Source organism: Simiduia sp. 21SJ11W-1 (genome assembly GCF_024138675.1).
Taxonomy (GTDB): domain Bacteria; phylum Pseudomonadota; class Gammaproteobacteria; order Pseudomonadales; family Cellvibrionaceae; genus Simiduia.
In genome coordinates, this window is record NZ_CP090959.1 from 1,633,525 (window position 1) to 1,646,530 (window position 13,006).

A 13,006-nucleotide genomic window follows, 5' to 3' on the forward strand; every position below is an offset into this window, starting at 1 on the left:
CTGCGAGTGTTTGGCAATGTGCTGTGTGAAGTGTTCGCAATTGGCCTGCGGGCACAAGGTGTTTACCTTACTTCTTGTGAGCATCGGTAGTAGGGCAAGTATTGGCGTGGGAATCAGTGGGCGTTTCGCTTTGTAATTCAGCCGTTGCTGCAATATTCTACGGGGCTACACATCAAGTACCGGCGAGTTTTCATGGCCCTTAAGCCCACAATCTATAAATTAAACCTGGATCTGGCAGATAGCGATAAGCATCACTACCAAAGCTACCAACTCACCCTAGCCCAGCACCCCTCTGAAACCGCAGAACGCATGGTGGTGCGTATTCTGGCTTTTGCCTTAAATGCCGATGAACGCTTGGCCTTTACCAAAGGTATTTCAACCGCAGAAGAGCCAGACCTCTGGCTAAAAGAAGATCACGGTGCAATTGCTCTTTGGGTAGAAGTAGGCCAACCCAAAGCAGACAGGCTCCGCAAAGCCGTAAACCAAGCTGCAGCCGTCAAACTCTATGCATTCGGCAAAACTGCAGATACCTGGTGGGGCATAGAAAGCAAAGACATGCCCCAATCAGAAAAACTCACCATCGCCCGCTTCCCCTGGGCAGACATAGAACAACTCGCCAAAAACCTGGATCGCAACATCCGCTGGAGTATCAGCATCGCAGGTGGTGAGCTTTACGTGGATACAGGGCAGGGCGTAGTGCACGTGCAGATGGGGAATTTTTCTGGCGCGTAAAACAACATTTGATTGCAGGTTCACAGAAATGATAGGGCATCAATTTCAATAAATGGCAGGCGCTAATGTTTGCTGAATCTAATTCGACTAGGGATAGACATACATCAGCAAAGTTGTGGCATTATTTAGATCGAAATTACTGTGCGTACAGATTTGGATATGGGCTGTCTAGATATAGACTAAGAGCCGGCCAAGTTTAGACTCGCCATTGAATCAGTTGTTAGCAATTCAATCACGTTAAAAGGAGATCGGCGTGAAATTTGACATGTCAATTGAGGACAATTTTGCCTCATTCATTGATGAGAAAACGGGGAAGTCCGTTTTTGTTGATTCTTTTGATAATGAAGAATTTGAGGTTCGAATTGGAACGGTACTAGAGTCTCAATCTGTCGGATCTATTACGGCTCACTCAGCGGAAGAATTAAATTCGAAACTAGCTGATCTTTACCAGAAATTTCAGGGAGAGAAATAATGGGGATCGCACTTGATGAAATTTCATTGCTAGAAAGCATTCTGAATGAGCGCTTCTCTCAAGAGCGCCTTACTTTCAAAATGTCAGTTCATTTTGTCAAGGGTAGAATGAACGATCCAAGAAACGTGCCAAATATTACTATCACTGAACTACATAGTATTTTTAACCGGCTCACAACGGTCTATGTCGGAAAGCTGGTAAAGCTTAAGCATCATGATACGTTCAATATTCGGTGCTCAAAAACTGACATCAATATACCGTGTGCTGTCGAGCTTACAAAAGATACATCCGGCCTGGATCACCGAGAAATTATTGCAATTACAGTCATGCGTAAGCGGGACTTCAAGTCCAAGGATCCAATAGAGTTCCTAGTTTGACCCACATTGCTAACAAACAGCGGCAGAGCGACAGCCAATGCTACTCACCTTTTGTGTTACTCGCTGGAGCTCAAACATTAGCACAAAAGGTGCGTAGCGCTGGCTACGCCTGCGCTGGGCGTTATGTTTTTAGAGCGTAGAATATGATGTCAACTATTAATAGAGAAAACGGAAAAAGGAGTTTTGCATTGAAAAATATTATTCTCATCTGCCTTGTGCTAGTGCTTTCTGGTTGCTTTGGCCCAGCTAAGTTTGATTCCTCTAGCGAAGCTTCAATTAAGGAGTCAACCAAGGAAATAGTTGAAAGCTTGCCACAGTCGAATCACGAGGAATTTCAAAAAGCGTTAATGTATTTCTCTATTGGCGGGGAAGGCGGGCTTAAAGCAATGATGGGGGCTGCTTTTTCGGGTAAGTCACCAGGCGTCACAAACGAAGCAATGTTTGCCGCCAATTTAAAGTCGATTGATGGTTTAACAGGCGACGAAATTCTCAATAAATACCGTTTAAATATCGAGCAAGACAGGATTAAAAGAGAAAAGGAAGAGGCAGAACGGAAGAGAGTTACAGCTCTTAAAAAGGAAGCTGAAAAGCTTCTTGATAGCAATAACTTTGAAGAAGCCCTTGCCAAATATAAAGCATTGAGCGAAATCTCCTCCGGTGTTGAGGCTGCTGAGACAGGTATCGAAAAGACTACTAAGGCCATGGAAGAGTTCACGGAAAAAATGAGTTACATGGATAAGGTTGAAATAACAGAGTTTGTAGCTCAACGAATTGATACTTACCTTAAAAAGGATGTCCCAGCAGTTAGAATATCTCTCAAAAACAATGGCGATCGTTCACTAGACAAAGTAAAAGTTGTTGTTTATTTCAAAGATAAAGGTGGTAACACTATCTTTGAAGAAGGTTATCTTCCAGTTCTGGTGAGCAGGTATTCATACAGTGGTGATAATAAGCCACTTAAGCCTGGATACGTTAAAGAAATGGAGAAGGGAAAATACTATACGCTGGAATCAGCTTTATCTGATTGGCAGGAAGGTGAGGCTACTGCAAAAGTGGTGGATATAGAGTTCACAAAATAACTTTTAATGCCCCGTTTAATATCAATAGGGGCAGAGTGATTGATTTGCCTCGGAAATCAGCCTTGCTTCTGTGACCGTCCGCTAACTAAGATAGCAATACCGATTTAATGTAATTAAATGGAGTTTTTATCTATGGAGATGGAAAAAGACGTTCCCTATGCGTTGCAAACAGAACTAGATAGGGCAATGAGCGGGTACAAGAAGCGGTTGGCGAGTAATCAAAAGTTAAAGGAAGATCCTGAGCGCTGGCTAAAATTCGTACAGCATGAGCGTGGGCGTATACAGGTAATTGCGCAGGTTCAGGCGGGGTTGGCGAAGTATCGGCAGGACGCAAAAGACAAGGATGTTGATGAGTTAGAAGATGAGAAGCATTGCTCACAACGCCTAGGTGATCATATGCGGGCCGATGGCTTTGCGCGGCCAGGCCCATACTGGCATGCCCATGCGATTGTTGCCGGTTGTGATACCAGGGCTTGGCAGCTCAGGGCATTACTTGCAGAATGTAGTGTAGGAATTGACGATGCCGACAACGGTTGTTGGTTGCCCTCGCGGACAAAATACACCGGGCAGCAACCTTATCCAAAGGCGGTACCTCACAGTAGGATTCACCGGCATAATTACTTTGCATGGCTGAATATTCGATTTGCCGGTGTTTTTGATGAGCGAGTGGTGCGCAATAGGCTGTCAGATACACGGCGAGACCTGCTTCATGCAACATTTCCTAAAGAAGTGATGTTACCGAAAGGTCAATGGAACGATCCCTATGACAACTTACCGACTACTTAATAACGTTAATGGCTTTCACGAGGCCTTTGTTGATTTTCGGGCTATGCGTAAGCAGTTTGAGGGCGTTAAGGTCTGGTTCTCTCAAAAGAATGAATCCTTGGGTGATCGTTTAAAAGGCGATTGGCAGCCAGTTGCTGTTACCTTTGAGTCAGACAAAAAATCCAATGCGGTACCTGATATATCTGTTTGGAACTACTCATGCTTGGTTCTCAGTGAAAAAGCCAAAAACGATTTGGGCCCTTTATTGGAAGGGGTAGGGGAGTTTTTCCCCTTGGTGGACGGATTTTGGTTGTTCAACTGCTTGGATGCCGTGGGTGGTGAGGTGATAGATCACGCCAAATCCAAGTTTCAGATGGAATCTGAAGATTCTATGCATATTCCCAAGGAGCTGGTACTGCTTGAAGAAAAGGTGCAAGGTAAGCTGCTGTTTAAACCTGGGTTTGCACACAACAGTTTTCTGTTGTGTGCTGATGCATTTAAAGATGTAGTTGAGGACAGTCAGTTGGGTGGTGTTGTGTTTGAAAAAGATCTTGCTAGGGTATTTTTGTAAAATGTATTTTAGGTTGTTCTTTAGGGTCTGAATTCACCCATTAAAAACGCAATCATAGATGCAAAAAGCCTTACTAGCTCTACTTTTACTTTCATTCCCCGCTCTTTGCATGGCGCAAGATTGCGTTATTTTGCTGCATGGCCTTGCCCGTACGGCAGGTAGTATGGCGACATTGGAAAAAGCGTTGGAAGATGCGGGCTATAAGGTGCTTAATGAAGGCTATGCCTCCACTACAGATACCGTTGAAAATCTTGCTGAGGCCAGTATTCCACCGGCGCTAGCTGCTTGTGGTGAGAGTGGTAACGTCAATTTTGTTACTCATTCAATGGGCGGTATTCTGGTGCGGTATTACCTCTCACAGCACACTGTTGAAAACCTTGGGCGTGTGGTAATGCTTGGGCCGCCGAATAAAGGTAGCCAGGTGGTGGATGAGTTGGGCAATCTACCGGGGTTTGAGTTTATTAATGGCCCGGCAGGTTTGCAGCTTGGCACAGGCAAAAGTAGTTTGCCCAATGCCTTGGGGTTAGCTGATTTTGATGTGGGTATTATTGCGGGCTCCAGAAGTATCAACCTGTTGCTTTCTACCCAGTTGCCCAACCCGGATGATGGCAAGGTGTCTGTTGAAAACACCAAGCTTGAAGGCATGAATGACCACATTGTAATGCCAGTTACACACACCTTTATGATGCGTAATGATGAAGTGATTCAGCAGGTGCTGCACTACCTGCAAAACGGGGCGTTTGCGCGCCACTAGCGCCTGAACGATTCACTGCAAGTTATAGCGTTACTTTTCTTACAGCAGTTTGACCGGCTAAAACCATTCTCCAATGGCTTTCCGATCCCAATGGTTTTGTACCTTCAATGGTGTTCTACACCCAGCTGCTTTCGCTCACCACCCATCTACACAAAGGCTAGCCACCCCCTTGTGCCCGCAGGCCAATTGCAAAGCTTTAAGAATCGCACAATGCCAAAAACCCGCGATGCAGTGGCTTGCGGGTGCAAGGGGGTGGGTGGCCTAGCCCACCCATATAAACCGCTTTTAAACCAACAACCGCTAACCAACATCACAATAAACACCACAAAAAACGCCGCACTAAGGCGGCGTTCCTGTTTTACTTAAAACGTAAGCTAGCGCAAATCAAACCTGTCGGCATCCATCACTTTCGCCCAGGCTTTAACAAAGTCTTTCACAAAGGTTTTCTCTGCACCTTCCGTAGCGTAAACCTCGGCAATACCCCTTAGCTGCGCGTTAGAGCCAAACAGCAAATCTACCCGCGTGGCTGTGTATTGCACTTTGCCGGTTTTGCGGTTGCGGCCCTCGAAGAGGTTAGCCTGTTGAGTGGTCGGCACCCATTGGGTATTCATATCTAACAGGTTTACAAAAAAATCATTGGTGAGTTTGCCCGGTGTTTTGGTGAACACGCCGTGGGGCTGGCCGCCCACGTTGGCATTTAATGCGCGCATGCCACCAATGAGTACCGTCATCTCCGGTGCTGTGAGGGTGAGCAGCTGCGCGCGGTCTAGCAGTAATTCCTCTGCGCTTACGCTGTAATCGGCCTTTTGGTAATTTCTAAAGCCACAGGCTTTGGGCTCTAGTACTTCAAAGGCATCAACATCTGTTTGCTCTTGCGTGGCATCTACCCGGCCCGGTGCAAAGGGCACTTTTACTTTGTGGCCTGCCGCCTGGGCTGCGGCCTCAATGGCGGCGTTGCCACCCAGCACAATCATGTCTGCCATGCTTACGCGCTTTTTGCCCGTTTGGGCTTTGTTAAAGGCCTTTTGAATGCGCTCAAGCGTGCTCAACACATTGGCCAATTGTTCCGGCTCATTGGCGGGCCAATCTTTTTGCGGGGCCAGCCGAATGCGGGCACCGTTGGCGCCGCCGCGTTTATCTGAACCGCGAAAGGTGCTGGCGCTGCACCAGGCAGTGGCAATGAGCGCTGTGTGGGTGAGCTTGCTGGCTAAAATTTTGGCTTTCAGATCGTTCGCATCTTTGCCAGAGATGAGCGAGAAATCCCGCTCGGGCAGCGGGTCTTGCCAAAGCAGTTCCTCTGCCGGAACTTCCGGGCCCAGGTAACGGCTTTTGGGGCCCATGTCGCGGTGGGTGAGCTTGAACCAGGCGCGCGCGAAGGCATCGGCAAATTCGGCCGGGTTCTTATGAAACCGCTCGGAAATTTTACGATAGGCCGGGTCTTCAATGAGTGCGAGATCGGTGGTGGCCATCATGGGTGCGTGGCGCTTGTTGGGGTTGTGGGCATCGGGCACTGTGCCTTGGCCTGCATTGCCTTTGGGCTTCCATTGGTGGGCACCGGCGGGGCTTTTGGTGAGCTCCCACTCGTAGCCGAAAAGGGTATCGAAAAAGCTGTTGTCCCACTGGGTGGGGGTTGGCGTCCAGGCGCCTTCCAGCCCGCTAGAGATAGTATCTTCACCGTGGCCTGTGCCCATGTTGCTGTGCCAGCCAAAGCCCTGCGCCTCAATGGGTGCGGCCTCGGGCTCTGGGCCTTTGTGGCTTTCCGGGCCTGCGCCGTGGGTTTTGCCGAAGGTGTGGCCACCGGCCACCAGCGCCACGGTTTCATAGTCGTCCATGGCCATGCGCGCGAAGGTTTCACGAATATCGTGGGCGGCAGCCTTTGGGTCTGGCTTGCCGTTGGGGCCTTCCGGGTTTACGTAAATCAGGCCCATTTGTACCGCCGCCAAGGGGTTTTCCAGCTCGCGCTCGCCGCTGTAGCGGTTGTCTGCCAGCCACTTCTTCTCAGAGCCCCAGTAGGTGTCGCCTTGGGGTTCCCAAATGTCTTCGCGGCCGCCGGCAAAACCGAAGGTGTTAAGGCCCATAGATTCCAGCGCCACATTGCCGGTGAGAATCATTAAATCTGCCCAGGAAATTTTGTTGCCGTACTTTTGCTTGATGGGCCAAAGCAGACGGCGGGCTTTATCCAGGTTTACGTTATCTGGCCAGCTGTTGGTGGGCGCAAAGCGTTGCTCGCCGCTGCCTGCGCCGCCGCGGCCATCGCCTAAGCGGTAGGTGCCCGCACTGTGCCAGGCCATGCGAATAAAAAACGGCCCATAGTGGCCGTAGTCTGCCGGCCACCAGTCTTGGGAATCTGTCATGAGTGCGTGCAGATCTTTCTTGAGGGCCTTCAGGTTTAGTTTGTTAAAGGTCGCTTTGTAGCTGAAGCTTTCATCCAGCGGATTCGCCTTGCGATCGTTCTGGTGCAAGATGCTCAGTTGTAATTGGTTGGGCCACCAGTCTTCATTGGCGGTGCCTTGGCCGCCCGTGCGGGTAAGTGCGCCGTGCAGGTAGGGGCAGGTTGCTTTGTTTGCGTTGCTATCCATGTGGGGCTCCGTTTGCGCCAGGTGAGCGGGTAATACGCCGCAAAGCCCTGCTTGGCTCACGTGCGTATTGATTGGGTAGGTATAGTTAACGGTGGCATAAATTTAAAATTGTCTTTGTTCATCGGGCCCATAAAATCTCTTGAGCCTCGTGCTAAAGCATGAGCTATACGCACTGTGTTCCCCCGGGGTTTGCCGTTAGGTGTTTGCCCAAAGTAGTACGGTTGTTTTGGCGTTGGTGCCAGTAAGCGGTGCCTTGCGCCAATTTGGCGCCTGTAAGCTGGCAGCAGGGTGTTGATTGGTTACACTGCGGCAAACGTCTGCAGCGCATTCGGTTTGGGTTGTGCCGCAGGAAAAGACGGAGCGCAGTGCGCAATTTACGGATGATTTCTATGCCCATTTTCTTTTATCAGTCTCTCAATGCCAGCTGTGCGAGCGATCGCGGCATCGCGGCCACCAATTCCCAGCGGTTTACCCGTGCAACCCATAACTTCCAGGCCGCCAGCGGCACCGATTGGCGGCTTGCAATGCCGGTGGCAGGCCCACAGGTGCCGCCCAGTGTGCCGGTGCATGGGCCCGCACAACTAGTTGGGTCTGCCCCGCAAGGGCACATGGCCAAGGGCAACCACGATATCAATAGCTTTTTGTCCATGGTTGAAGGCAAAGCGCGCGATACCCACCAGCACCTGGTGCGCGAATTTGGCCGCAGTTGCGACCTGCTGGTGTATGGCGAAATGGATGCCAGCCACGGTGATTGGCACGGCTCTAGGGTTCACACAGGGCAGTTGGTGTGTGCTGTGTCTACGGGCAAGGCCTGCAACAGTTTTAGCGTGCACGCAAACCTGAGTGCGCAACACGAACCCCTGGGTTATGGCATGGGCTGGGTTGCGGTGAGAAGCGGCAATGTTAACGTGGTGTTTGTGCATGTGCCCAATAGCATTGCCAAAAGTGATGACAAAACCGTGCGCTTTTACCAAGACATCAATCAGCGCCTCGTGGCTGCTGGCAAAGGCGCCATTGATTTGGTGATGGGCGATACCAATCAGGGCGGTAAAGATTTCACGCGCACTATGGTGAGCCGTGCCGTGGGCAGTGTATTTGCCAATGCCCACACAGAAAAAGGCATAGCGCCAATTGATGCCCACAATCGGGTATTTGGCGGCACCAACAGCAATGCCCAGCAAATGTACGACGTAGCCGTGTACAACACGGCAACTTTGAGCTTGGGCAGGCACGCTTATTTATCGCAAGGTGCCACGGTATCGCACGGCAGCCAAAACAAAGCCGCCGCCATTACCGATCACATGGGCCTGGCCGTAGAAGTGACCCGCCGGCAGATTTAATTAACAAGAGACTGAGTTTCTAGTTTCTAGCTTCTAGTTGCTAGAAGGCAGTGCTGCTGAGGGCAATTGCACGGTAATTATCAGGCCGCCCGCTGCTGCCAGCTCGGCGCTAATAGTGCCGCCGTGCTGGGTTACGGTGCGGCGTGCGATGCTTAAGCCTAAACCCACGCCGCCCTGATTTCGGTCGCGCGCCTCATCGGTTCGGTAAAAGGGCGTGAAAATATCTTCCAGCTCTTGGGGGGCAACGCCGGGGCCGGTATCGCGCAGGGTAATCCGCCAGAAGTGCCCGCTGGCTGTTAGCGCAATGCTGATTTTCCCGTTGTTGGGTGTGTGCCTTAAGGCATTGGTAATCAAGTTTTCAAACACGCCCACTAACGTATTACTGCGGGTTTGCACCAGCGCCTCGGCAGGCGCGCTGAGTGTGAGGGTGATGTTTTTTTCCGCCGCCTGGGTTTGAAAATCTTCCACGAGTGCTGTTAACAGCATGGCGATGTCTACTGTGTCTTCCAGTGGCCACTGCTCGCCATCGTTTACCGGTATCGCCAAAATATCGCTAATAATATTGTTTAAGTATTCTGCGGCCTGCTGGGCTTTGCTGATGTGCTCGCTGGTAGCTGCGGGTGATTGCTGCAGGGCAAGGCCCAAGGCCGATTGCAGGCGCATAAGTGGCGAGCGCAGTTCGTGCGATACATCTTTAATCAAGCGCTGTTGGGCGCTCATGGCGTGTTGCAGTTGTTCGGCCATTTGGTCGAAGGCCAGCGCGAGGCTGCTGAGCTCATCTTTGCGCCCGCGCATTTGCGGTGCAACGCGGGTTGAAAAATCTCCGGCCGCCAACCGCTGGGTTGCGGCCTTTAACACTTCCGCCGGGCGCGTTAAATAGCGGCCCAATAAATAACTCACCGTGCCACTCACCAATACAGAAATCAGCAGTATGGGCCAGAGGTTCATTAAAAAAAGCTTTAACAGCAGGTTGGGTTGTTCAGATTGCGAGGCCACCACCATGCGAATAATCTGGCCATCTTCCAGTTGGATTAAGCGGCCAAAATATTTTTTGCCGCGCACATCTTTGCGCATAAACGGGCGCTGCTGATTTAAATCCCGAATCAGTGCCTCGGCGGGTGGGGGCAGGGTGCGGCCCAGCATGTCTTTGCCGCTGGCATTCACCACAAACAAAGCGCGCAGCGCCCAGGGCGGCAGGGTTTGCAGGCGCGCCAGAAATTCTTGCTCGGTGGCGTTTACTGCATCGCGCGTGGCGTAGTGCAAGACGCGCATGGCGTGTGGGTCTTTATTGAAAAACGGGGCCCGGTGCGGGCGTGCAAAGCCGCCCGGATCAAACTGGTGAATCACCAGAGCCGTGCCCACAATAATGAGAATGGTGGTGAGCCAAAACCCAATGAACACCTTCCAGAACAGGCGGATCATGGGGTGGGTTCCAGGGTGAGCATGTAGCCTGCGCCGCGGATATTTATAATTAACTCTTTCGGCCCGCCGGCATCGTGAATTTTTTTGCGAATATTGCTTACGTGCACATCTATAGAGCGATCATAGGCGGTGAGCTTGCGACCCAGGGCGCGCTCTGTAAGGGTATCTTTCGAGAGCACCTCACCGGCCGAGGCCACCAACAGCGAGAGTACCGTGTACTCGGCGCCTGTGAGTTCCAGCTTTTGTTCGTTGTAGTAGCCTGTGCGGTTGCCAGATTGTAGGCGCAGCGCACCGGTGGATTGCGATTCAATTACGGGCTCTGGGCTGGTGGTGCGCCGCAATATGGCTTTAATGCGCGCCAGTAGCTCTCTTGGGTCGCAGGGTTTGGCCAGGTAGTCGTCTGCGCCCAGTTCCAAGCCGATGATGCGATCTACCGGGTCGCCTTTGGCGGTGAGCATTAATACCGGGGTGTTGTTTTGTTCGCGCAGTTGCTTGAGCACATCCATGCCGTTGAGTTCGGGCATCATTACATCTAACACCAGCAGGGCGTAGGCCTGGGCCTTTATGGCTGCCAGTGCTGCGCGGCCATCGTGACGGGTATCTACGGTGAAACCTTCGGTGGTGAGGTAGTTGGCCAAGAGCTCGCACAGCTCGCGATCGTCGTCTACCAGTAATAGCCTGGGTGGGGTATGCATGGGCTTCGCTCAACTCGATTTAGCGGTTATTTTCCCTGTAAACACACAACTTTGGCAGGGGCGCTAACCTTTCTTTACAGTAGTTTACCGGCCTTAGCCCCGCTTTACGATTGCGCCCGCTAGCATGGTGTTGTGATTAAATTTTATTGAAGGAGCGCGATATGCAACATGTTAAACACACGGCACGGGTTTTGGGCTTGGCGGCGTTAATTGGCGCAACCAGCATGGGCGTTTGGGCGGGTGCGTCGCACGGTGAGGGGCAGGGCGAGCGGCACTCTGAGGCACAGGCCGGCTGCGAGCACGCGCCCTTTGCGGGCAAGCGCCACAAGGCCGGTATGCGCCAGTTAATGGGCAAGCTTGATTTAACCGAACAGCAGCAGGCAGAAATAAAAGCCTTGCGCGAAACCCAGCATCAGGCCATGAAGGCCGAGCGCCAAAAGCTGCACAGCCTGCGCAAGGAATTTCGCGCCCTGGCCGAGGCCGGTGCCAGTGAAGCAGAGCTTGCCGCCAGCGCCGATCAGATTGCGGGCCTGATGAGCCAGCAAATGGTGGCTAAAACCCTGCACATGCGCGCGCTACGCGAGCGGTTAACTGCCGAGCAGCAGGCAAAGCTTGCCGAACTAAAAGCCGAGCGCCGCGCTCACAAAGGCCATAAATCTGAAAAGGATGGGCAATAAGTATGCGCACTAAGGCTGCGCACAAAGCGTAGGGCGAGCAACGGGGCCTGCGCCCCGTTGTTTGATGCCGCTATTTGCATGTGGTTAATGTAGCTGGCGGTTAATCGGCTTCGTTGCTGTCGGGTGCTACTTTGCGGGTGATTTTCGGTGGCGCGAAGCCATCGCCCAAGTTGGGCACCGCGGTAGGTGCGCGGCGCTTGCCAATATTTTTCTGGTCGCGCGTGCGCACTTTGGGTTTGTTGTCTTTGGCTTTTTTCTTGGCGGCGCGCTCCAGCGCTGCTTTTTTATCGGCCTTTTTCGGGCCTGCGGCCTTGCCTGAGGCCTTCACTTTTTCCGGCCCCTGGTAGCGCGATTCAAAGCCCAGCAGCGAAATAATTTCAAAGCGGGTTTGCAGGTAGCGTTCAACGCCGGCCTTCAGGTTCCATTCTTGCGGGGTAATGAAACTGATGGCGTGGCCATCGGCACCGGCGCGGCCAGTGCGGCCAATGCGGTGGGTGTAGTCGTCGCCGTTGCGGGCCATGTCGTAGTTTACAACCAGCTCAATGCCGCCAATATCAATGCCCCGTGCGGCCACGTCTGTGGCTACCAGCACTTTTACGTGGCCCTTGCGCATCAGCTCCATCACTTTGTTGCGATCGTCTTGGGTCATGTCGCCGTGAATGGCCCCGGTTTTAACTTCCTGGGCGCGCAGGTATTGGCACAGGTGATCTGCCTGAACGCGGGTGTTGGTGAACACCAGCGCTTGTTCGTAGTTGTGGGTTTTCAGCAACTGGGTAATGGCTTTTTGCTTGTGGTTCTGGCCATCGCTCAGAATCACCTGTTGCAAAATGTTGGCCTGGGTTTGGCGGCCGGTAGAAAGGCTTACGCGCTCGGGATTGTTGGTGAGCTGGCCTGCCAGTGTGCCCACGCCTGCGTGAGACAGGGTGGCTGAAAACAGCCAGGTGCGGCGATCTTTCTTGAGCTTGGCGGCAATGGCCACCATGTCGTCGTGAAAGCCCATATCGAGCATGCGGTCTGCTTCATCGAGCACCAGCACTTGCAGGTCGTCCATGGCGGGCAGGTTGCGGTTAAAGTGCTCCAGCAGCCGCCCGGGGGTGGCAATGAGGATTTCCGGGTTTTTGCGCAGTTGCGCGGCCTGGAATTTGTAATCGTCACCGCCACTTACAATGCCCACTTTCAAGTGGGTGAATTTCAAAATCTGTTTGGTTTCTTTCAGCAGCTGTTTGGCCAGCTCTCGCGTGGGCGCCATGATCAGCGCCAGGGTGCCTGCGGTGCGCGGGATTTCAGCGGTGAGCAGCTGTTGTACCAACGGCAGCAAAAACGCCAGGGTTTTGCCGCTGCCGGTTTCAGACATTACCAGTAAGTCTTTACCGCTTAGGGCGACGGGCATCACCTGGGTTTGCACCTCGGTGGGCTCGGTGATGGTCTGGGCTTCCAGCGCTTTGATGAGTCTTTGGTCCAGGCCTAATTCACTAAACACGGTATTTCCTCTGGCAATGGTCAAACGGGGCGCGAGTATACCGCAATGGCAGGTGGGCTGCGC

13 protein-coding genes are annotated in these 13,006 nt (G+C 52.2%); 9 read left to right on the forward strand and 4 right to left on the reverse strand.

Translation table 11 applies throughout. The features are described 5' to 3' along the window. The first annotated feature begins 192 nt into the window (after positions 1–192). The 7 genes from L1F30_RS07145 (at position 193) to L1F30_RS07175 (ending at position 4,750) form a co-directional block, all read left to right on the forward strand. Complete coding sequence (locus L1F30_RS07145) at positions 193–732, forward strand: YaeQ family protein (RefSeq protein ID WP_253361121.1); 540 nt, start codon at positions 193–195, stop codon at positions 730–732. A 253-nt stretch (positions 733–985) separates the two neighbouring features. Beyond that, the gene (locus tag L1F30_RS07150) at positions 986–1,204 is read left to right on the forward strand and encodes a hypothetical protein (RefSeq protein WP_253361123.1); all 219 of its coding nucleotides are present in this window, start codon (positions 986–988) and stop codon (positions 1,202–1,204) included. After that, on the forward strand, positions 1,204–1,581 hold the full coding sequence (locus L1F30_RS07155) for a hypothetical protein (protein WP_253361125.1): 378 nt from the start codon (positions 1,204–1,206) through the stop codon (positions 1,579–1,581). The genes L1F30_RS07150 and L1F30_RS07155 overlap by 1 nt, the downstream gene beginning before the upstream one ends. 188 nt (positions 1,582–1,769) lie before the next feature. Continuing rightward, positions 1,770–2,660, forward strand: a complete 891-nt coding sequence (locus L1F30_RS07160) for a DUF6694 family lipoprotein (protein ID WP_253361127.1) — start codon at positions 1,770–1,772, stop codon at positions 2,658–2,660. 117 nt (positions 2,661–2,777) lie between these two features. Then, a complete protein-coding gene (locus tag L1F30_RS07165; protein WP_253361129.1) occupies positions 2,778–3,446 on the forward strand; it encodes an AHH domain-containing protein in 669 nt (222 codons plus the stop codon). After that, positions 3,424–3,996, forward strand: coding sequence for an imm11 family protein (locus tag L1F30_RS07170; protein ID WP_253361131.1), 573 nt, complete (start codon positions 3,424–3,426; stop codon positions 3,994–3,996). The genes L1F30_RS07165 and L1F30_RS07170 overlap by 23 nt, the downstream gene beginning before the upstream one ends. 163 nt (positions 3,997–4,159) lie before the next feature. After that, a complete protein-coding gene (locus tag L1F30_RS07175; protein WP_253361133.1) occupies positions 4,160–4,750 on the forward strand; it encodes a triacylglycerol lipase in 591 nt (196 codons plus the stop codon). A gap of 374 nt (positions 4,751–5,124) precedes the next feature. On the opposite strand, the gene katG is transcribed toward L1F30_RS07175, so the two are convergent. Beyond that, complete coding sequence (katG, locus tag L1F30_RS07180; protein WP_253361143.1) at positions 5,125–7,329, reverse strand: catalase/peroxidase HPI; 2,205 nt, start codon at positions 7,327–7,329, stop codon at positions 5,125–5,127. 389 nt (positions 7,330–7,718) lie between these two features. Here katG and L1F30_RS07185 point away from each other — a divergent pair, with 389 nt between their 5' ends. Next, positions 7,719–8,669 carry a hypothetical protein gene (locus L1F30_RS07185; protein WP_253361145.1) on the forward strand — a complete coding sequence of 317 codons (951 nt, stop codon included), beginning with the start codon at positions 7,719–7,721 and terminating at the stop codon, positions 8,667–8,669. Between the two features lie 33 nt (positions 8,670–8,702). Here the strand turns inward: L1F30_RS07185 and L1F30_RS07190 are convergent, their stop codons facing one another. Together L1F30_RS07190 and L1F30_RS07195 are read right to left on the reverse strand one after the other, a co-directional pair. Then, entirely contained in the window at positions 8,703–10,091 is a 1,389-nt protein-coding gene (locus L1F30_RS07190; protein ID WP_253361147.1) for a cell wall metabolism sensor histidine kinase WalK, read from the reverse strand. Continuing rightward, positions 10,088–10,786 (reverse strand): response regulator transcription factor, encoded by a 699-nt coding sequence (locus L1F30_RS07195; RefSeq protein ID WP_253361149.1) that lies wholly within the window; start codon positions 10,784–10,786, stop codon positions 10,088–10,090. The genes L1F30_RS07190 and L1F30_RS07195 overlap by 4 nt, the downstream gene beginning before the upstream one ends. Before the next feature lie 161 nt (positions 10,787–10,947). On the opposite strand from L1F30_RS07195, the gene L1F30_RS07200 reads away from it, so the two are divergent. After that, entirely contained in the window at positions 10,948–11,463 is a 516-nt protein-coding gene (locus L1F30_RS07200) for a Spy/CpxP family protein refolding chaperone (protein ID WP_253361151.1), read from the forward strand. Positions 11,464–11,563: 100 nt separating this feature from the next. Here the strand turns inward: L1F30_RS07200 and L1F30_RS07205 are convergent, their stop codons facing one another. Then, complete coding sequence (locus L1F30_RS07205; protein ID WP_253361153.1) at positions 11,564–12,943, reverse strand: DEAD/DEAH box helicase; 1,380 nt, start codon at positions 12,941–12,943, stop codon at positions 11,564–11,566. Between the last annotated feature and the right edge of the window lie 63 nt (positions 12,944–13,006).